The organism is Mycobacterium rhizamassiliense (assembly GCF_900157375.1).
Classification (GTDB): Bacteria; Actinomycetota; Actinomycetes; order Mycobacteriales; family Mycobacteriaceae; genus Mycobacterium; species Mycobacterium rhizamassiliense.
Window position 1 is genome coordinate 3,988,374 of sequence record NZ_LT721901.1, and the last position, 19,128, is coordinate 4,007,501.

At 67.8% G+C, this 19,128-nt stretch carries 18 protein-coding genes, 1 tRNA gene and 1 pseudogene; 15 read left to right on the forward strand and 5 right to left on the reverse strand.

Annotated features, from left to right (window positions below):
* Positions 1-415: 415 nt before the first annotated feature.
* The 5 genes and pseudogenes from MRAB57_RS29665 to MRAB57_RS19285 all read left to right on the forward strand — a co-directional run.
* Positions 416-791: pseudogene (locus tag MRAB57_RS29665) on the forward strand (ATP-binding cassette domain-containing protein); the annotation flags it as partial.
* Entirely contained in the window at positions 770-1,672 is a 903-nt protein-coding gene (locus MRAB57_RS29670) for an ABC transporter ATP-binding protein (protein ID WP_425436822.1), read from the forward strand. The pseudogene MRAB57_RS29665 and the gene MRAB57_RS29670, both read left to right, overlap by 22 nt.
* Positions 1,669-2,514 (forward strand): CbiQ family ECF transporter T component, encoded by an 846-nt coding sequence (locus tag MRAB57_RS19275; protein WP_077088763.1) that lies wholly within the window; start codon positions 1,669-1,671, stop codon positions 2,512-2,514. Before MRAB57_RS29670 ends, MRAB57_RS19275 begins: the two co-directional genes overlap by 4 nt.
* A 36-nt stretch (positions 2,515-2,550) precedes the next feature.
* The gene (locus tag MRAB57_RS19280) at positions 2,551-3,003 is read left to right on the forward strand and encodes an SRPBCC family protein (protein ID WP_077088764.1); all 453 of its coding nucleotides are present in this window, start codon (positions 2,551-2,553) and stop codon (positions 3,001-3,003) included.
* On the forward strand, positions 2,996-4,798 hold the full coding sequence (locus tag MRAB57_RS19285) for a sulfatase-like hydrolase/transferase (protein ID WP_077088765.1): 1,803 nt from the start codon (positions 2,996-2,998) through the stop codon (positions 4,796-4,798). The genes MRAB57_RS19280 and MRAB57_RS19285 overlap by 8 nt, the downstream gene beginning before the upstream one ends.
* Before the next feature lie 69 nt (positions 4,799-4,867).
* Here MRAB57_RS19285 and MRAB57_RS19290 read toward each other — a convergent pair whose 3' ends face one another.
* Positions 4,868-5,314: an Rv2324 family transcriptional regulator gene (locus MRAB57_RS19290; protein ID WP_077088766.1), complete on the reverse strand. Its 447-nt coding sequence runs from the start codon at positions 5,312-5,314 to the stop codon at positions 4,868-4,870.
* A 121-nt stretch (positions 5,315-5,435) separates the two neighbouring features.
* On the opposite strand from MRAB57_RS19290, the gene ddaH reads away from it, so the two are divergent.
* From ddaH to MRAB57_RS19305, 3 genes are read left to right on the forward strand one after another with little or no spacing between them, the layout of a single operon-like run.
* Positions 5,436-6,323 carry a dimethylargininase gene (gene ddaH / locus MRAB57_RS19295; protein ID WP_077088767.1) on the forward strand — a complete coding sequence of 296 codons (888 nt, stop codon included), beginning with the start codon at positions 5,436-5,438 and terminating at the stop codon, positions 6,321-6,323.
* A complete protein-coding gene (gene rocD, locus MRAB57_RS19300; protein ID WP_077088768.1) occupies positions 6,320-7,555 on the forward strand; it encodes an ornithine--oxo-acid transaminase in 1,236 nt (411 codons plus the stop codon). The genes ddaH and rocD overlap by 4 nt, the downstream gene beginning before the upstream one ends.
* Positions 7,556-7,581: 26 nt before the next feature.
* Positions 7,582-9,015 (forward strand): APC family permease, encoded by a 1,434-nt coding sequence (locus tag MRAB57_RS19305; protein ID WP_077088769.1) that lies wholly within the window; start codon positions 7,582-7,584, stop codon positions 9,013-9,015.
* A 2-nt stretch (positions 9,016-9,017) separates the two neighbouring features.
* Here MRAB57_RS19305 and MRAB57_RS19310 read toward each other — a convergent pair whose 3' ends face one another.
* From MRAB57_RS19310 to MRAB57_RS19320, 3 genes are read right to left on the reverse strand one after another with little or no spacing between them, the layout of a single operon-like run.
* The gene (locus MRAB57_RS19310; RefSeq protein WP_077088770.1) at positions 9,018-10,343 is read right to left on the reverse strand and encodes an ABC transporter substrate-binding protein; all 1,326 of its coding nucleotides are present in this window, start codon (positions 10,341-10,343) and stop codon (positions 9,018-9,020) included.
* The gene (locus MRAB57_RS19315) at positions 10,340-11,164 is read right to left on the reverse strand and encodes a carbohydrate ABC transporter permease (protein WP_077088771.1); all 825 of its coding nucleotides are present in this window, start codon (positions 11,162-11,164) and stop codon (positions 10,340-10,342) included. Before MRAB57_RS19315 ends, MRAB57_RS19310 begins: the two co-directional genes overlap by 4 nt.
* Entirely contained in the window at positions 11,151-12,035 is an 885-nt protein-coding gene (locus MRAB57_RS19320; protein WP_077088772.1) for a carbohydrate ABC transporter permease, read from the reverse strand. Before MRAB57_RS19320 ends, MRAB57_RS19315 begins: the two co-directional genes overlap by 14 nt.
* Positions 12,036-12,094: 59 nt before the next feature.
* Here MRAB57_RS19320 and MRAB57_RS19325 point away from each other — a divergent pair, with 59 nt between their 5' ends.
* The 5 genes from MRAB57_RS19325 (at position 12,095) to MRAB57_RS19345 (ending at position 17,180) form a co-directional block, all read left to right on the forward strand.
* The gene (locus MRAB57_RS19325; protein ID WP_077088773.1) at positions 12,095-13,615 is read left to right on the forward strand and encodes a TldD/PmbA family protein; all 1,521 of its coding nucleotides are present in this window, start codon (positions 12,095-12,097) and stop codon (positions 13,613-13,615) included.
* Positions 13,612-14,985, forward strand: coding sequence for a metallopeptidase TldD-related protein (locus MRAB57_RS19330; protein WP_077088774.1), 1,374 nt, complete (start codon positions 13,612-13,614; stop codon positions 14,983-14,985). The genes MRAB57_RS19325 and MRAB57_RS19330 overlap by 4 nt, the downstream gene beginning before the upstream one ends.
* Before the next feature lie 16 nt (positions 14,986-15,001).
* A complete protein-coding gene (locus MRAB57_RS19335; RefSeq protein WP_077088775.1) occupies positions 15,002-15,862 on the forward strand; it encodes a carboxymuconolactone decarboxylase family protein in 861 nt (286 codons plus the stop codon).
* Between the two features lie 10 nt (positions 15,863-15,872).
* Positions 15,873-16,760: a TauD/TfdA dioxygenase family protein gene (locus MRAB57_RS19340; RefSeq protein ID WP_077088776.1), complete on the forward strand. Its 888-nt coding sequence runs from the start codon at positions 15,873-15,875 to the stop codon at positions 16,758-16,760.
* A gap of 129 nt (positions 16,761-16,889) precedes the next feature.
* Positions 16,890-17,180 (forward strand): CDGP domain-containing protein, encoded by a 291-nt coding sequence (locus MRAB57_RS19345; RefSeq protein WP_077088777.1) that lies wholly within the window; start codon positions 16,890-16,892, stop codon positions 17,178-17,180.
* Between the two features lie 6 nt (positions 17,181-17,186).
* On the opposite strand, the gene MRAB57_RS19350 is transcribed toward MRAB57_RS19345, so the two are convergent.
* Complete coding sequence (locus tag MRAB57_RS19350) at positions 17,187-17,390, reverse strand: hypothetical protein (RefSeq protein WP_077088778.1); 204 nt, start codon at positions 17,388-17,390, stop codon at positions 17,187-17,189.
* A 65-nt stretch (positions 17,391-17,455) separates the two neighbouring features.
* Here MRAB57_RS19350 and MRAB57_RS19355 point away from each other — a divergent pair, with 65 nt between their 5' ends.
* Positions 17,456-18,004, forward strand: coding sequence for a nitroreductase family deazaflavin-dependent oxidoreductase (locus tag MRAB57_RS19355; RefSeq protein WP_173813946.1), 549 nt, complete (start codon positions 17,456-17,458; stop codon positions 18,002-18,004).
* An 876-nt stretch (positions 18,005-18,880) separates the two neighbouring features.
* Positions 18,881-18,954 (forward strand) — tRNA-Ile (locus MRAB57_RS19360).
* The last annotated feature ends 174 nt before the right edge of the window (positions 18,955-19,128 follow it).

Below are 19,128 nucleotides of genomic sequence, written 5' to 3' on the forward strand. Positions count from 1 at the left end.
CGCCGCGGTGGTCGCCGAACTGGCGATCATGGTCCGCCTGCGGCACCTGATCTTCCAGGTGATGACCGCGAACGTGGACGGGATCCTGTCGTTCATGGCGCGCGTCCACCTGCAAGGGGTCGCCGCCGAGCTCAAGAGGTACTTCGTCGAGGGGCTGAACTACTGGCCCTGGTTCATGCTGGGCTACACGACCGTCGCGATCATGATCGTGTCGCTGATCGGTTGGTGGGCGCTGTCCCGGCTGCTGGAGCGGATGGGCGGGCTGCCCGATGTGCACAAGCTGGAGGTCTGGGACGGCACCGCCGGCGAGTCGGCTCAGATCGCGCCGGTTCCGGTGCGGTTCGACAAAGTGCGCTTCCGCTATCCGAACACCAGCGACGACGCTTTGCGCGAAGTCAGCCTGGACCTGCGGGCCGGTGAACACGTCGCGGTCACCGGCGCGAACGGCTCCGGCAAGACCACGTTGATGCTCATCCTGGCCGGTCGCGAACCGACGTCGGGCACCGTGGAACGCCCGGGCGCGGTCGGCCTGGGCAAGATGGGCGGGACGGCCGTCGTCCTGCAGCACCCGGAGAGCCAGGTGCTGGGCACCCGGGTCGCCGACGACGTGGTGTGGGGGCTGCCGCCCGGAACCGAGACCGACATCGAGGGCCTGCTGAGTGAAGTCGGCCTGGACGTGTCCGTCGACCGCGACACCGGCAGCCTGTCCGGCGGCGAACTGCAGCGCCTGGCCCTGGCCGCGGCGCTGGCCCGTGAGCCGGCGCTGCTGATCGCCGACGAGGTGACCAGCATGGTCGACCAATCGGGCCGGGACACGCTGCTGGGCCTGCTGTCCGAACTCCCGCAACGGCATAGCACCGCGCTGGTGCACATCACGCATTTCGACAACGAAGCGGCGTCCGCGGACCGCACGATCAGCCTGTCCACCCAGGACAGCACCTCCATGGTGCAAACCACGGCGCCCCCGCCGCCGACGGGCGCGATCATGCCGCGGGGACGCGCCACCGCGATCGAACTCGTCGACGTCGGCCACGAATACAACACCGGCACACCGTGGGCCAAGACCGCGCTGCGCGACATCAACCTGGTCGTCGAGCACGGCGACGGCGTCCTGATCCACGGCGGCAACGGCTCGGGCAAGTCGACGCTGGCGTGGATCATGGCCGGGCTGACGATTCCCACCGCCGGCGCCTGCCTGATCGACGGGGAGCCCATCCACGAACACGTCGGCGCCGTGGCGCTGTCGTTTCAGGCCGCGCGGCTGCAGTTGATGCGCAGCAATGTCGGCCTGGAAGTGGCTTCGGCAGCGGGCTTTCCGCGCTACGACGAACGGCGCGTGATCGCGGCGCTCGGCGCGGTCGGGCTGGAGCCCGAGATCGCCGACCGGCGCATCGACCAGCTCAGCGGCGGCCAGATGCGCCGCGTCGTGCTGGCCGGGCTGGTCGCGCGCTCGCCGCGCGCGCTGATCCTCGACGAGCCGCTGGCCGGGCTGGACGCCCCGAGCCAACGCGGCCTGCTGCGGCTGCTCGCCCAGCTGCGCCGCGAGCGGGGCCTGACGCTGATGGTCATCTCGCATGACTTCGTGGGGCTGGAAGAGGTGTGCCCGCGGACGGTGCACCTGCGAAACGGTGCGCTCGAACCACTTTCGGCCGCGACCGGGGGCATGCCATGACCGCATCCCCGCCCGCCGCTCCGGCGCGGCGCCCGTCGCGCCCGGTGGTCTTGCTGGTTCCGGTACCCGGGACGTCGCCGATTCACCGGCTGTGGGCCGGCACCAAACTGCTGGTCGTTTTCGTCATTTCGGTGCTGCTCACGTTCTATCCGAGCTGGCTGACGATCGTGTTGGTCGCGGTCCTGGTGCTGGTCACCGGCCGGCTCGCCCACATTCCGCGTGGCGCCCTGCCCTCGGTGCCGCGCTTGATGTGGCTCATTCTCGCGTTGGGCGGGGTGACCGCCGCGCTGGCCGGCGGACACCCGGTGCTCTCCATCGGCGGCGTCGACATCGGGCTCGGCGGAGTGTTGAACTTCGTGCGGATCTCGGCGCTGTCGGTGGTGCTGCTCGGAGTGGGCGCAATGGTGTCCTGGACCACCAACGTCGCCGAAATCGGGCCCGCTCTAGCGACTTTGAGCCGGCCATTCAAATGGGTCCGGATCCCGGTCGACGAGTGGGCGGTGGCCACCGCGCTCGCGCTGCGCGCCTTCCCGATGCTGATCGACGAATTCCAGGTGCTCTACGCCGCCCGGCGGCTGCGCCCCAAGCAGATACCGCAGAGCCGCAGGGCGAGGCGTCAGCAGCAGGTGCGGGAGATGATCGACCTGCTCGCCGCGGCCATCACCGTGACGCTGCGCCGCGCCGACGAGATGGGCGACGCGATCACCGCCCGCGGCGGCACCGGTCAGCTCGCGGCGGCGCCGGCGAGACCGAAACTGGCGGACTGGCTTACGCTCGCGATCGTCTTCACCGCCGGCGGCACTGCGATCGCGGTCGAGACGATCTTCCACCTGACGCAATAGCCGTGCATCGCCCGCGTTTTCGCGTAGCGTGAACGCGTGGCCGACATCCACCGCTCCCGCACCATCGCGGCCCCCGTGGGTGAAATCTGGGACGTCCTGGCGGACTTCGGCTCGGTCAGTTCCTGGGCGCCCAACGCCGACCACTCGTGCATCATGTTCTCCGGCCCCGGCGATGGGGTGCTCGGCACCGCCCGTCGCATTCAGGTCAAGCGGGACACGCTCGTCGAGCGCATTACCGAGTTCACCCCGCCGCGCGTGCTCGCCTATGACATCGAGGGCCTGCCGAACCGCCTTCGCAGGGTGACCATGCGCTGGACGCTGGGGGAGACCGGGGCGGGCGCCACCCTGGTGACCCTCACCAGCACCGTCGAAATCGGGCCTGGCCCAGGCGAAAAGCTCGCAGCACGGGTGCTGTGCCGCGTCGTGGCCCGGCAGTCCGACTCGATGCTCGCCGGTTTGGCGCAGCGAATGGAGAACGTGAATGTCTGAGCGCCCCGACATCGTCATCGTGATGACCGACGAAGAGCGCGCGGTGCCGCCCTACGAATCCGCCGACGTGCGGGCCTGGCGCAGCCGGGAGCTATTGGGCCGCAAGTGGTTTGACGACAATGGCGTCAGCTTCGCCAGGCACTACACCGGCTCGCTGGCGTGCGTGCCCAGCCGCCCGACCATCTTCACCGGCCATTACCCGGACCTGCACGGTGTCACGCAGACCGACGGCATCGGCAAGACCGCCGGGGATTCCCGCATGCGCTGGCTGCGCCAGGGCGAGGTGCCGACGCTGGGCAACTGGTTTCAGGCCGCGGGCTACGACACGCATTACGACGGCAAGTGGCACATCTCGCACGCGGATCTCGCAGACCCGGTGACGGGCCGCTCGCTGGCGACTAATGACGACGACGGCGTCGTGGACGCGGCCGCGGTGCGGCGTTACCTCGACGCGGATCCGCTGGGGCCGTTCGGCTTCTCCGGCTGGGTCGGCCCCGAGCCGCACGGCGCGCTGCTGGCCAACGCCGGGATTCGCCGTGACCCGCTGATCGCCGACCGCGTCGTCGCCTGGCTGCAGGACCGCTACGCGCGCCGCCGCGCCGGTGACCCCGCCGCGCTGCGACCCTTCCTGCTCGTCGCCAGCTTCGTCAACCCGCACGACATCGTGCTGTTCCCGCTGTGGTCACGCCGAAGCCCGGTCAAGCCATCGCCTTTGGACCCGCCCCCGGTGCCCGCGGCGCCCACCGCCGACGAGGATCTGTCGACCAAGCCGGCCGCGCAGATCGCGTTCCGGGAGGCCTACTACTCCGGCTACGGCCCGGCCCCGGCGATCAACAAGACCTACGACCGCAATGCGCAGCGCTACCGCGACCTCTATTACCGGTTGCACGCCGAGGCGGACGGGCCGATCGACCGGGTGCGCCGCGCCGTCACCGAGGGCGGGTCGGACAACGCGGTGTTGGTGCGCACCTCCGATCACGGCGACCTGCTCGGCGCCCACGGCGGGCTGCACCAGAAGTGGTTCAACCTCTACGACGAGGCCACCCGCGTCCCGTTCGTCATCGCCCGCATCGGCGAGGGCGCGACGCTGCCGCGCGTGGTCACCGCGCCGACGTCGCATGTCGATCTGGTGCCGACCGTGCTGTCGGCCGCAGGCGTCGACATCGCCGCGGTGGCCGGCACGCTGGCCGAGTCGTTCTCCGAAGTCCACGCGCTGCCCGGCCACGACCTGATGCCCGTGGTGGACGGCGGGCCGGCCGACGACACGCGCGCGGTGTACCTGATGACCCGCGACAACATGCTCGAAGGGGACAGCGGTGCGTCGGGCCTGGGGCGCCGGCTCAAGCAGACGGTGAATCCGCCTGCACCGCTGCGCATTCGGATCCCGGCGCACACCGCGTCTAACTTCGAAGGCCTGGTGGTCCGGGTCGACGGCGCGGGCGGTGGTCATGTATGGAAGCTGGTCCGAACGTTCGACGACCCGGGCACCTGGACCGAACCCGGCGTCCGCCACCTCGCGGCCAACGGCCTCGGGGGCGACGCCTACCGGACCTCCCCGCTCGACGATCAGTGGGAGCTCTACGACCTGACCGCCGACCCGATCGAGGCCGACAACCGGTGGACGGATCCCGATCTGGACGACCTGCGCCAGCACCTGCGGATGCAGCTGAAGCACGCCCGCGCGAATTCCGTTCCCGAACGAAACCGCCTGTGGCCCTACGCATCTCGTCAGGCGTCGAGCCCGCGACCGGGCCGCCTGGCGCGCTGGTTCAGAGCGCTTTTCTCGCGAACGTAACCACACGGCGGAAAATCACCCCAAATCTCGGCGTGGCGTTACGCTCGCGGCGGCTCGGGCCGTCACGCGCTACGAGCGCATCCGGTCGATCAGGTTGGACAGCACCACGATGCTCTCGCTGCGCTCGATGTCGGCGCTCGACCGGATGCGTTCCAGGGCCGACTCGAGGTGGCGCATGTCGCGGGCGAGAACATGCAGGATCGCGTCCGACGTCCCGGTGACGGTCGCCGCGCTGACCACCTCGGGCATGTCTGCCCACGCCGCCCGCAGCTGATCGGGCGCGATCGTGCCGTGGCAGTACACCTGCACGTAGGCCTCGGTGTTCCAGCCGAGCGCGCTGCGGTCGACCACGGTGGTGAAACCCCGGATCACGCCGTTGTCGAGCATGCGGTCCACGCGACGTTTCACCGCCGGCGCCGAGAGACTCACCTTCTCGCCGATCTCGGCGAACGTGGCGCGGGCATGCTCGGTCAGCTCGTTGAGGATGCGCTCGTCGGTCTCGTCCAGGCGGTCCATCGCCCTCCGCTTCTAGTCGCACAATAAATCGCCGTCAGCATCACCCTAGCGCAATAAATCATTCGTGGACACGCAATGATCGTCGTTTGATTGTGAAAAATGCGCCAAATATGATGGATCTATGACGGATTACTATGTTGCCGAGCCGGCGCCGGTCGTAGCGCCGACGCCCGCGGCATGGCAAAACGCCGGGGCGCCGCGACGCCCCAGGGCCGCCCGCACGCGTCGATACGCCATGACCCCGCCGACCTATTTCGCGGTCGAATACGCGATCAACCCGTGGATGGACGTCAGCAAGCCGGTGGACGTGCAGGTCGCGCTGGCGCAGTGGGAGAACCTGCGTCACACCTACCTGAAACTGGGCCACCGGGTGGACCTGGTCGAGCCGGTGCCCGGACTGCCCGACATGGTCTACGCCGCCAACGGTGGCTTCGTCACCCACGATGTCGCCGTCGTGGCGCGCTTCCGCTACCCGGAACGGGCCGGCGAGACGCAGGCCTACGGCGACTGGATGGCGTCGGCGGGCTATCGGCCGGTGTCGACGCGTCACATCAACGAGGGGCAGGGCGACCTGTTGATGGTCGGCGAAAAGGTGTTAGCCGGCTACGGGTTCCGCACCGACCTGCGCGCGCACCCGGAAATCTCCGCGGCCCTGCGCATGCCGGTGGTCTCCCTCGAACTGGTGGATCCCCGTTTCTACCACCTCGATACGGCGCTGGCCGTGCTTGACGACGACACCATCGCGTTCTACCCTCCGGCATTCAGCGAGGCGGCTCAGGAGCAGCTGCACGGGCTCTTTCCGGACGCTATCGTGGTGGGGAGCGCGGACGCGTACGTACTGGGTCTCAACGTGGTGTCTGACGGGCTGCACGTCGTGCTTCCTTCTGCAGCAACGGGTTTCGCGGCCCAGCTGCGTGAAGCGGGCTTCGAGCCGGTTGGCGTAGATCTATCCGAGCTGCTCAAGGGCGGCGGTTCTGTTAAGTGCTGCACATTGGAGGTGTTTGTATGACAATTCTCGACGCCCGGACGGCCGCGAGCGGAACCGATGCCGCGATAGAGTTGGTCGAACGGTATGCGGCGCATAACTATTCGCCGCTTCCGGTGGTGGCCGCCAGCGCCGAAGGCGCCTGGATCACCGACGTCGAAGGCCGGCGTTACCTGGATTGTCTGGCCGCGTACTCGGCCGTGAACTTCGGGCACTGCAATCCCGAAATCACCGCCACCGCCCACGCCCAGCTCGACACCGTCACGCTGGTCAGCCGCGCGTTCCACTCGGACAACCTCGGAACGTTCTGTGCCGCGCTGGCCCAGCTGTGCGGCAAAGACATGGTGCTGCCGATGAATTCGGGCGCCGAGGCGGTGGAAAGCGGCCTGAAGATCGCGCGCAAGTGGGGCGCCGACGTCAAGGGCGTGCCCGAGGGCCGCGCCAACATCATCGTGGCCGACAACAACTTTCACGGCCGCACGATCAGCATCGTCAGCTTCTCGTCCGACCCGGCGGCGCGGGGCGGCTTCGGCCCGTTCACCCCGGGATTCCGCTCGGTGCCGTTCGGTGATGCCGCCGCGCTGGCGCAGGCGATCGACGACGACACCGTCGCGGTGCTGCTCGAGCCGATCCAGGGCGAGGCCGGCATCATGGTCCCGCCCGACGACTACCTGCCGACGGTCCGCGCGCTGTGCAGCGAGCGCAACGTGCTGATGATCGCCGACGAGATCCAGTCGGGCCTGGCCCGCACCGGCCACACGTTCGCGTGCGACCGCTGGGACGTCGTGCCGGACGTGTACCTGCTGGGCAAGGCGCTGGGCGGCGGCGTGATTCCGCTGTCGGCGGTGGTCGCCGACCGCGACATCCTCGGCGTGCTGCACCCCGGCGAGCACGGGTCGACGTTCGGCGGCAACCCGTTCGCCGCGGCAATCGGCACCACGGTGGTCTCGATGCTGGCGCGCGGCGAATTCCAGCAGCGCTCAGCCGAATTGGGCGCTCACCTGCACCGCCGGCTGCGCGGCCTGATCGGCGACGGCGTGGTGGCGGTCCGCGGCTTCGGCCTGTGGGCCGGCGTGGACATCGACCCGACGCTCGCGACTGGCAAGCAGATGAGCCAGCGCCTGGCCGAGCGCGGTGTGCTGGTCAAAGACACCCACGGCTCGACGCTGCGGTTCGCGCCGCCGCTGGTTATCACCCAGCAAGAAATCGACTGGGCCGTGGATCAGTTCGCCGTAGCGTTGCGAGAGGCCGCATAATCAGCTGATCCAGATAGGGGACGCTATTGCCGGCCACTTCGATCAGCCTGATACAGCAAATGCTGCGGCGCCGCCCGGTGATCGGCGCGCCCATGGCGTACGGCGCCGAGGACGGGCTCAAACGCGGCATCGGCGCATTCGAGCTGACGATGCTGGGGGTCGGGTCGACGGTCGGCACCGGGATCTTCTTCGTGCTGTCGCAGGCCGTCCCCGAAGCCGGGCCCGGCGTCATCGTCTCCTTCATCATCGCCGGCATCGCGGCGGGGCTGGCCGCCATCTGCTACGCCGAATTGGCCTCGGCCGTCCCGGTTTCCGGGTCGTCGTACTCGTACGCGTACGCGACCCTGGGGGAGGTCGTCGCCATGGGGGTGGCCGCGTGCCTGCTGCTCGAATACGGAGTGGCCACGGCCGCGGTCGCGGTCGGTTGGAGCGGCTACGTCAACCAGCTGCTGACGAACTTGCTCGGCTTCCAGCTTCCGCATGCCCTGTCGGCGGCGCCGTGGGATACGAACCCGGGCTACGTGAATCTGCCCGCGATCGTCCTGATCGTGATGTGTGCGCTGCTGCTCACGCGGGGCGCCAGCGAATCGGCGAAGGTCAACGCCATCATGGTGCTGATCAAGCTCGGCGTGCTGGCCATGTTCGTGATCATCGCGCTGACGGCGTTCGACGCCCACCAGTTCAAGGACTTTGCCCCGTTCGGCGTTGCGGGCATCGGCTCGGCGGCGGGCACCATCTTCTTCTCGTTCATCGGCCTGGACGCGGTGTCGACCGCCGGCGACGAGGTGAAGGACCCGCAGAAGACCATGCCGCGCGCGCTGATTGCCGCGCTGATGGTCGTCACCGCCGTCTACGTGCTCGTCGCGCTCGCGGCGCTGGGCACGCAACCATGGCAGGCGTTCGCCGGGCAGGAGGACGCCGGGCTGGCCACCATCCTCAGCAATGTCACGCATGGCAGCTGGGCCAGCACCATCCTGTGTGCGGGCGCGGTGATCTCGATCTTCACGGTCACGCTGGTCACGATGTACGGCCAGACCCGCATCCTGTTCACCATGGGCCGCGACGGGCTGCTGTCGTCGCGCTTCTCGAGGGTGAGCCCGCGCACCATGACGCCGGTGACCAACACGGTGATCGTCGCTATCGCCGCGGGGACGCTGGCCGGCTTCATCCCGCTCGACAGCCTCGCGGACATGGTGTCCATCGGCACGCTGACCGCGTTCATCGTCGTCGCCGTCGGGGTGATCATCCTGCGGGTGCGCGAGCCCGACCTGCCGCGCGGGTTCAAGGTGCCGGGTTATCCGGTGACGCCGGTGCTTTCGGTCCTGGCGTGCGGGTACATCCTGGCCAGCCTGCACTGGTACACGTGGATCGCGTTCAGCGGCTGGGTGTCGTTGGCGCTGATCTTCTACTTCGTCTGGGGCCGCCACCACAGCGCGCTCAACAACGTCGACGCCGCCTAGCCCTACTGATGGGCGGCGGCGTTGGCCGCCGCCTGGGCCTGACGCAGCGTGGTGGCGACGTCGCCGCGGCCCAGGAACATGTCGTCGAAATAGGTTTGCAGCGCGGTGTTTCCGGCCGCGAACCCCGCGCCGCCGGGCGCCGGGATGCGCGGGCCGTCCAGCACGGCGAAGAAGGGCGTGACGTCGACGCCGTGCTCGGACCAATACGTGAAGTAGACCTGCTGGGCCGACCGCACCGCGGGGATCGCCGCCCCGTCGCGGCCGACATACGCGTTGCCCTCGTTGCTGCCCATCCAGGCCAGCACCTGACGCACGGCGTCGGGATGCTTGGTAGCCGAATTACCCGCCGCGGCAATGCCGTTAGTGACGCTGATGCGGCCCGCCGGGCCGATCGGCATCATCGCGATGCCCCAGCGGAAGCCGGCGTTGCGCGCGATCTGCGACAGGCTGTAGGTGCCGGACTGGAAGAGGGCCATCCGGCCGGCGAGGAATTGGTTGAGGGAGAAGTCGCCGTTGTCGTTGGTGTCCGACGCCGGCGGGGCGACGTGGTCGTTGTTGATCAGGCCGACCAGGTAGTGGAATGCCTCGATGGCCCCGGGGTTGTCGAACGCGAAGCTGTCGCCGTGCTGGAACACCCCGCCGGCCGAGCCGACGTAGTTGAGGTAGATGCCCTGCGGGTCGTTGGCAGCGTTGTATGCCCACTGCCGCACCCGCAGCGGGTCGAATCCCGTTGTCCCCGCTTTGTTTCCGGCGGCGTCGACGGTCAGCTGCGCTAGCAGCGGGCGCAGCGTGTCGTCGGCGTTGGGACTCCACACCAGGCTGTTCAGCCGATCGGGCGCGATGCCGGCGGCCTTGAGCAGGTCCGCGTTGTAGTACAGCGCGATGCCGCCGTCGGTCAGTTGTGGTACGCCCCAGAGCTTTCCATGACGGGTGAACTGGTCGACCACGTCGGGTTCCCAGTCCCCGGCCGCATGCGGGTCAATGCTGAGTAATCGGCCGTTGTCGGCGTAGGCGGCCAGATAGGCGTTGGACACCCAGAAGATGTCGTCGGCGCTATCGCCGGCGACATCGGTGCGCAGGGTCTGGAAGTAGTTCGTGTACGCGACCATGTCGGTGCGCACCTCGATGTTCGGGTGGGTGCGGTTGAACGCCCTGAACGACTCCTCATACGCCGCGGCGATGGGCGCGGCCCACAGCCGCACGCGCACGACGATCTTGTTGCCGTGTGGCTCCCCTGAGTAGTTCAACAGCCCGGCGATGACGGCCAGCAGCACCACGACGGCCCCGAGCGCACCGGCGGCCAGTGTCGAAACCCGCGGCCGGTTCACTTGATTCCCGTCAGGACTATCGACGCGACGATGTGCCGCTGGAATGCGATGAACAGCGCGATCAGCGGCACGATCGCCAGCGTCGTCGCCGCCATCACCAGCGTCCACTGCGAGTTGTACCGCGTCTGCAGGTCGGCCGTCGCGACCGTCAGCACCCGCCATTTGTGGCCGCTGGTGATGACCAACGGCCACATGAAGTTGTTCCACTGCGTGACGACGGTGATCAGCGTCAGGGCCGCCAGCACCGGGCGGCTCGACGGAATCACCACATGCGTGATTACGTCCAGAGTATTGGCGCCGTCCAGGTGCGCGGCGTTGATCAGGTCGTTGGGGATCAGCCGAAAGTGCTCACGCAGCAAGAAGATCGCATACGGGGAGCCGAACATGAACGGCAGCACCAGCGCCCAGAACGTGTTGCGCAGACCCAGCTGGGCCATCATCAAATACAGCGGCACCACGGTGACGGTCCCGGGCACCATCAACGTCGCGATGTAGACCCAGAACAACGCGTTGCGTCCGGGGAATCCCAGGCGCGCGAACGCGTAGGCGGCAAGCACCGAGAACGTCAGCTGACCCACCAGGATCACCGCCGTCATCAGCGCGGTCACCATCGCGGCGCGGCCGAACCCGGCCCCGGCCAGGTCGCCATAGTTGGACAGCGTGAAGGGCCGCGGCAGTTGCAGCGGCGAGCCCGTCGCGAACTGATGCCTGGACGTGAACGACGTCAGCAGGCCAAGTGCGAACGGCGCCAACGTGATCAGCGTACCGGCGGCCAGGCCGATGTAGATCGCCACGGTCGGCAGGCGCTTAGGTGAGGTCATAGGTGATCCGCCGTCGGAAGTACAGATGCTGAACCATCGTGACGCCGATCAGGATGACGAACAGCACCACCGCCATCACCGAGGCCCGGCCGATGGCCGCCGAACCGAACGCCTCGGCGTAGATGCGATGCGCCACCAGATCCGTGCTGTTCCCGGGTCCGCCACCGGTCAACGCGTACACCGTATCGAAAACCTGTGCGGTGCTGACGATCCCGGTCACCAGGACGAAGAACATCGTCGGGCGCAGCATCGGCAGGGTGATCCGCCAGAACCGCTGCCAGGACGTCGCGCCGTCGGTGCGCGCGGCGTTGTGGATGTCGTTGGGAATCGCGAGCAGGCCGGCCAGGAACGACAGCGAGACGTAGCCGACGTTGGCCCACACCACGACGGCGGAGACCAGCGGCAGCGCAAAGCTCGGATCCGACAGCCATTCGATGCTGTGCCCGAGCAACGTGCTCACCACGCCGTCGGTGGGCGCCAGGATCCACCGCCACAGCACCGCGATCGCAAGCGGCGCGCAAACCCACGGCAGCACAAAGACGGTGCGGAAAAAGCCGGTGCCCGGCAGCAGCCGCGCCAGCATCGTGGCGGCCAGCAGCCCGAGCACGGTTTGTGCGGGCACCACGATCGCCACGAAGACCGCCGTCACGAGCAGCGACTCGCCGAACCCCGCGTCTGTCAGCACCGAACGCCAATTCGCCAGGCCGACATAATGCAGCGGGCCCAGCAGGTCCCACCGATACAGGCTGAGCCACAGCACGACCAGGATGGGCAGCAGCAGGAACGCGACGACGCCGAACAGGCTGGGCGCCAACAGGGCGTAGCCCAGCGCGATGGGTCGAGGCTGTCTCCCCGGGGCGGCGCTGGCCATGACGCTAATTAAAGCGGGCTACGCGGCGGTTTGGGGTGCTTGGTCGTTACGGTGTAGCCGTGACACCGAACCGGGGGATCGATGCCGACTTCCTGAGTCTGCCCCGCCACGAGTTGGCCGACGCCGCGCTGTCCGCGGCCAAGACCGCCGGGGCCAGCTACGCCGACCTGCGCGTTCACCGGCTCAACACCGAGATCATCGCGCTGCGCGACGGTGAGCTGGAGACCTCGGTCGTCAGCCGCGAGGTCGGGCTGGCGGTGCGGGTGATCGTCAACGGCACCTGGGGATTTGCTTCGCACGCCGAGCTCGCGCCCGCAGTCGCGGCCGAAACGGCGCGCCGCGCGGTGCATGTCGCGGCCACGCTGGCCGCGTTGAACACCGAGCGCGTCGAGCTGGCGGCCGAACCGGTGTACGCCGACGCGACGTGGGTGTCGAACTACCGCATCGATCCGTTTGACATCCCCGGCACCGAGAAGATCGCCGTGCTGGAGGAGTACTCCGGGCGGCTGCTGAGCGCCGACGGCGTCGACCACGTCTCGGCCGGCCTGACGGCGGTCAAGGAGCAGACGTTCTACGCCGACACGTTCGGCTCGTCCATCACCCAGCAGCGGGTGCGGCTGATGCCGTCGCTCGAGGCGGTCACCGTCGACGCCGCGGCGGGCAGCTTCGATTCGATGCGCACGCTGGTGCCGCCGATGGGCCGGGGCTGGGAAGTGCTGGCCGGCGACGAGGTGTGGAACTGGACCGACGAGCTCGCGCAGCTGCCGTCGCTGCTGGCCGAGAAGGTGAAGTCGCCCAGTGTGACAGCGGGCCCGACCGACCTGGTGATCGACCCGACCAACCTGTGGCTGACCATCCACGAATCCATCGGTCACGCAACAGAATACGACCGCGCGATCGGTTACGAGGCCGCGTATGCCGGGACGTCGTTCGTGACCCCGGACAAGCTGGGCACCATGCGCTACGGGTCGGAGATCATGAACGTGACCGCCGACCGCACCGTCGAATTCGGTTTGGCCAGCGTCGGATACGACGACGAAGGCGTGGCATCGCAGAGCTGGGACCTGGTGCGCGACGGGATCTTCGTCGGCTATCAGCTCGACCGGGTGTTCGCGCCGCGGCTCGGGCAGGAGCGCTCCAACGGCTGCTCCTACGCCGACTCGCCGCATCACGTGCCGATCCAGCGGATGGCAAACGTGTCGCTGCAGCCCAGCCCCTCGGAGATCACGACCGACGATCTGATCGGCCGGGTGCAGGACGGCATCTACATCGTCGGCGACAAATCCTGGTCGATCGACATGCAGCGCTACAACTTTCAGTTCACCGGTCAGCGGTTCTTCCGGATCCGCGACGGACGGCTCGACGGCCAGCTGCGCGATGTGGCGTATCAGGCCACCACGACGGACTTCTGGAATTCCATGGAAGCCGTCGGCGGGCCGTCGACGTGGCGGATGGGCGGCGCGTTCAACTGCGGCAAGGCCCAGCCCGGGCAGGTCGCGGCGGTCAGCCACGGCTGCCCGTCCGCGTTGTTCCGGGGCGTCAACGTGCTCAACACCCGCAGCGAGGGCGGCCGCGAATGATCAGCGCGCAACACGTCGTCAACATCGTCTTGGACGAGGCCGTCAAACTCGGCCGCGCGGACGAGACCATGGTGCTGGTCACCGATCGGGTCGAGGCCACGCTGCGCTGGGCCGGCAATTCGATGACCACCAACGGGCTTTCGCACAGCCGCAGCGTCACGGTGATTTCGGTGGTGCGCAAGGGCGCTAGCGCCTTCATCGGCACCGTCGTTTCGGCGGAGGTCGACCCACGCGTGCTGTCCGGCCTGGTGGCCGCCTCCCAGGACGCGGCGCACTCCGCGCCCGAGGCCAACGACGCGGCGCCGCTGCTGGCCGATACCGGCGTGCCCGCGGATTGGGATGCGCCGGTGCCCGGCACCGGTCCCGAGGTGTTCGCCGACGTGGCCAAATCGCTCAGCCGTGGGTTCGGCGGCAGCGACAAGTTGTATGGCTTTGCGCACCATAGTGTTTCGACGACGTTCCTGGCGTCGTCCACGGGCCTGCGCCGCCGGTTCACCCAGCCCACCGGGGCGGTCGAGATCAACGGCAAGCGCGGCGACGCCAGCGCCTGGACGGGGATCGGCACGCCCGATTTCGTGGAGGTGCCAACGGATTCGATGCTCGACGAGCTGTCGATGCGGTTGGACTGGGCCAAGCGGAAAGTTGACCTGCCGGCCGGGCGCTACGAGACGATCATGCCGCCGTCGACGGTGGCCGACATGATGATCTACATGGCCTGGACGATGTCCGGCCGCGGCGCGCAGGAGGGCCGCACCGCGTTCTCCGCGCCGGGCGGCGGGACCCGGATAGGGGAGCGGCTCACGGACCTGCCGCTCACGCTGTTCTCCGATCCGATGGCGCCCGGTCTGGCGTGCACGCCGTTCGTCGCGGTGAGCAGTTCGTCGGAGACGGCGTCGGTGTTCGACAACGGCATGGAGATCGGCCAGGTCGACTGGATTCGCGACGGGGTCGTCAACGCGCTGGCGTATCCGCGGGCCACCGCCGCGAAGTTCGACGCCCCCGTCGCGGTCGCCGCGGACAACGTGGCGATGACCGGCGGGTCGGCCGAGCTGGCCGACCTGATCGCGGGCACCGAGCGCGGCCTGCTGCTGACCACGCTGTGGTACATCCGCGAGGTCGACCCCACCACGCTGCTGCTCACCGGGCTTACCCGTGACGGCGTCTACCTGATCGAAGACGGCGAGGTCACCGCGGCGGTCAACAACTTCCGGTTCAACGAGAGCCCGCTGGACCTGCTGCGGCGCGCCACCGAGGCCGGCGTCAGCGAGAAGACGCTGCCCCGGGAGTGGGGCGACTGGGCCACCCGGGCGGCGATGCCGTCGCTGCGGATACCGGATTTCCATATGTCCTCGGTGAGTCAGGCGCAGTAGTCGTAACGTATCTGGGATGGCGGCTCCAGTTTCGGTTCGAGAAGACCTGCTGACGCGGTTGGTGGCTTTGTCGCCGCCCGGTGATGCCCGGCTCGTGAGCCTCGTTCGGCGCGTGTGCGCGCAGACGCTGTCGTTGCCGCCCCTGCCCGTCGAGGTTGACGCCGGCGAGCCCGCGTCTGATGCCGAGGCTGTCGTCGCCGAGTTCGCCGAGCAATTCAGCACCGACGTCTCCGCGATCACCGACGACCAGCGGTCCCGGCTCTTTAAAGCCCTGGGCGACAACATCTTTAGCGTCGTGGTGGCGATGTACCTCGCCGACCTGTTGCCGCGGGTGCGTGCCGGGCTGGAAGCGCTCGGTGTCGGCGAGCAGTACCTGGGTTGGACGCGCGGACCGATCGAGTGGGACCACGCGACCGAGCCCTCCGATTCGGTGTTCAACGACTTCCTGCCCGCCGTCGGCGCGATGCGCGCGCTCGACCCGGTGACGTCCGAGCTGGTGCGGTTGCGCGGCGCGGCCCAGCACAACTGCCGGCTGTGCAAATCGGTGCGCGAGAGCAGGGCGCTCGACGCCGGGGGATCCGAGACGCTGTACGACGACATCGAGCGCTTCGAGGAATCGACGCAAATTGACGTTCGCGCAAAAGCAGCGCTGAGATACGTAGATGGGTTAATTTGGACCCCGGCGCACCTCGACGCCGACGTTGTCGCCGAGGTGCGCGCCCGTTTTTCCGAGGCTGAGGCCGTCGAGCTCACCCTCGACGTGATGCGCAACGCCAGCAACAAGGTCGCGGTCTCGCTGAAGGGCGACGCCCCGCGGGTTTCGGAAGGTACCGAGACCTACCTACTCGACGCCGACGGCCAGACCGTCTTCAGCTGAAATCACTCCGATGCAGATCGTGCCGTTAGGCCCGGGTTTTGCGGCCGAACTGCGCGGCGTGAACATCCAGGACGTTGCGGCGGACGACGGCGCCTACGCGTCGGTGCGCGCGGCGTTCGAGGAGTACTCGGTTCTGGTCTTCCGCGACCAGGACGTCTCCGACGAAGCGCAGCTTGCCTTCTCGCGCCGCTTCGGCCCGCTCGAGATCACCAAGGTGAGTTCGGAGGGTGCCGGCACCAACCTGGTGATCCTCAAGACCCTCGACGACGCGGGCAGCGTCGTGCCAGACGATCACCGGCTCGCGTTGGAGAACAAGGCGAATCAGCTCTGGCACACCGACAGTTCGTTCAAGCAGGTGCCGGCGCTCGCGTCGGTGCTGTCGTCGCGCGTCATTCCCGAGAGGGGCGGTGAGACCGAGTACGTCTCCACCCGGCTCGCCTTCGACAGCCTCGATGTGACTTTGCAACGGCGGCTGGAAGATTCGTTCGCCTGGCACGAGTACGCGTATTCGCGCGGGAAGATCGCGCCCGACCTCGCGGGTCCGGAGGAGCGGGCAGCGCTGCCGCCGCAATGCTGGCGCATGGTGTGGCAGAACCCGGTCAATGGCCGCAAGGCGGTGTACTTGGCCTCGCACGCTTTCGCGATCGAGGGCATGGAGCGCGAAGCGGCGCGGGCGTTGCTTGCCGAGCTGACGGAGGTGGCGACCCCGCCCGAAGCCCGCTATCTGCACTCGTGGCGCGTGGGCGACGTGTTGATGTGGGACAACCGCGCGACCATGCATCGCGGGCGACCCTGGCCGGCGGGGGAGCCGCGGCACATGGTGCGGACCACGATTTCCGCCACGGCCGCGGACGGACTCGAGGCCATGCGCGCGCCGTCGCGCCAGCCGGCCGAATAGCGGAAGTAATTGCCAGCAGATTCGGGACGTCTCAAAGGCAGCAAAAAGCGGTAGCGTCATGCGTACTGGCTGGTGTTTGCCATCTCAAGCACTCGGCACTCCCCAGCGACGATGTGATGGGAGGCGACCATGAAACGCTGCATCGTCGGAGGGCTGGCTGCCCTGCTGATGGCCGGAGGGCAGATCACCTCGGCGCCGCCGGCCAGCGCCGGCTGCGTGTACGGCGGAAACATCATCAGCAAGTGCGACGGGCCCATTCAGCCCGACGGCACCTGGCAACGGTGTGTGGCGGCCCCGCACTTAATTCCCAACGGTGCCAGTTCCTGGCTGGTGCCCGAGAGGCAGTGCAATCAGATGGGGCCCGGCCAGTTCTCGGCAGATCTCGGCTTCGCCGATCCGCCGACGCACATCGACGGCTGAAAACCATTAGGCCGCTGGGATTTTCCCTCTCGGCGGCGGATACACCGACCGGGCGATCGTCGCCGACGTCCAGCCGATGAGCCAGCCGGCGGCGAGCAGTAAGAAGGTGTGCAGGCGGTCGGGGGACCACACCGCGACACAGGTCAGAATCGCAGCCCACACGAGTGCGCACGCGATGCTGTAAGAGGTGTACGTCTTTCGCGATGGCATACCAAAAAGCGTAGGCCGATATCCCGCGGACGCCAGCGCCGTTGATCGCTGGCTACGCTTTAGCCGTGTCGCTACGACGGTTCAGCCCCTATCGCGGTCGGCGTCTCCGGTGGGACGAGGCCATCTTCGAGCGCGCGGCCATGACCCGCGTCGGCTCCACGCTGGGAAAGTATCTGGCGCCACGCTTCGACAAGATCGCGATCCCGCTGACCAAGGGTCGGTTCAGCACGATGGGGATCGACAAGGTCGGGCTTGTCACGACCACCGGCGCCAAGTCGGGTCAGCCCCGCTCGCAGCCGCTGGCGCTGCTCGACGATGGTGACGGGCTGCTCGCGATCGGGTCGAACTACGGCCAGGAGAAGCATCCGGGGTGGAGCGCCAACCTGCTCGCGCATCCCGAATGCACCATCGAGCTCAACGGCCCGCCGAGGCCGTACCGGGCCGAACTGCTGGAGGGCGACGAGCGCGCCGCGGCCTGGGCGACGGCCAACGACGTCTACGCCGGATACGAGAACTACCGCAAGAACTGCGCGCATCGGCAGATCCGGATCTTTCGGCTTCGTCCGTCGTCCGGCGACCACGGCATCGCCGAGAACGGGAGTCAGCCGAAATGACATATCACGACGTGAACAGGACTAAGTTGGGGCTCGAGGCGAGTTGGGGATTTAACTTCAGGCACATATCGAGGATGCAGACTCATCGCGACAAATGGAGACGCTTACGACTCATATAACGGCTCAGGAATATCTCGAGGCATGCGCTGCCACTGCCGACGCCAGAACGCGTTCACAGTGTTGAGCAAAGGCATTGGATTACTTGTGGCACTGGGGGTTACGCCCTGGGCAATTGTCAGTTGCCCCGTGGCCTGGGCTGGGCCGGGCGGCAACATTCCTGGCCCGGGCGTGTGCGACTATCCCGGTGTTGGCGGGAGTAACTTCGAGGCCGGGGCCACGTCGTACTATTGCGATTTCCCTGTTGAAGAGAACAGCACGCACTGGCACTGCGAATATGGTGGATGGAACATGGGTGGCCCGGGTGGCAACGCTCCCATCGGTGGATCCATTATGGGCTTCGGGGTAACCATTCCCGCAGGCGATTTCGGGGGTGCCAGCGGTGGTTGTTCATGGCGCTGGCCGGATAACACGATCGGCCCTGCACCGAACCCACCGGGCGCGTGGAAGAACTATTTGGTGCCCACACCACCGCCGCCCGAACACCGGGCACACCCGACGGCCCCGGCTCAGCCAGAGTCCGGGCCGCCACCAGTAATGAGTCCTAATCTCGGCGATGAGCCAGAGTCGCCCGCCTACACCAACCCGGCGTTTCCGAATCCCGGCAAGACTCAGAACCCGCCAAGTTAGCTTGTGCCGCCGCCCCACTGGCGGTAAGCCCGGGCGCTAAGGTCAATGTCGTGCAACGCATGCTTGGGCACGCGGTATACGAATGCCGCGACGAGAAGCCGGCGGGTATATCCGCAGCTAGCTAGCACAGGGGCGGTAGCTCAGTCGGTCAGAGCCGCGGACTCATAATCCGTTGGTCGCGGGTTCGAGCCCCGCCCGCCCCACTTCAGAGGTGTTTACCTCGGTTGATTGTTGACGGATCTATGTCGGGTGATGCCTGACAGTGTTTCGGCTGATGTTTGACAGTTACTTCGGTTGACCCTTGACACTCCCGAGATGAGGGAGTCGAGCGTGGCCGGCACTCACTACCACGGACGCGAGCCTACCGCCGTGTCCAA

Excerpts from the sequence above, each read along its gene's own strand:
- MRAB57_RS19275 (WP_077088763.1), top strand. The coding sequence starts at position 1,669 with ATGACCGCATCCCCGCCCGCCGCTCCGGCGCGGCGCCCGTCGCGCCCG.
- MRAB57_RS19285 (WP_077088765.1), top strand. The coding sequence starts at position 2,996 with ATGTCTGAGCGCCCCGACATCGTCATCGTGATGACCGACGAAGAGCGC.
- MRAB57_RS19290 (WP_077088766.1), bottom strand. The coding sequence starts at position 5,314 with ATGGACCGCCTGGACGAGACCGACGAGCGCATCCTCAACGAGCTGACC.
- ddaH (WP_077088767.1), top strand. The coding sequence starts at position 5,436 with ATGACGGATTACTATGTTGCCGAGCCGGCGCCGGTCGTAGCGCCGACG.
- rocD (WP_077088768.1), top strand. The coding sequence starts at position 6,320 with ATGACAATTCTCGACGCCCGGACGGCCGCGAGCGGAACCGATGCCGCG.
- MRAB57_RS19315 (WP_077088771.1), bottom strand. The coding sequence starts at position 11,164 with ATGACCTCACCTAAGCGCCTGCCGACCGTGGCGATCTACATCGGCCTG.
- MRAB57_RS19320 (WP_077088772.1), bottom strand. The coding sequence starts at position 12,035 with ATGGCCAGCGCCGCCCCGGGGAGACAGCCTCGACCCATCGCGCTGGGC.
- MRAB57_RS19330 (WP_077088774.1), top strand. The coding sequence starts at position 13,612 with ATGATCAGCGCGCAACACGTCGTCAACATCGTCTTGGACGAGGCCGTC.
- MRAB57_RS19335 (WP_077088775.1), top strand. The coding sequence starts at position 15,002 with ATGGCGGCTCCAGTTTCGGTTCGAGAAGACCTGCTGACGCGGTTGGTG.
- MRAB57_RS19340 (WP_077088776.1), top strand. The coding sequence starts at position 15,873 with ATGCAGATCGTGCCGTTAGGCCCGGGTTTTGCGGCCGAACTGCGCGGC.
- MRAB57_RS19345 (WP_077088777.1), top strand. The coding sequence starts at position 16,890 with ATGAAACGCTGCATCGTCGGAGGGCTGGCTGCCCTGCTGATGGCCGGA.
- MRAB57_RS19350 (WP_077088778.1), bottom strand. The coding sequence starts at position 17,390 with ATGCCATCGCGAAAGACGTACACCTCTTACAGCATCGCGTGCGCACTC.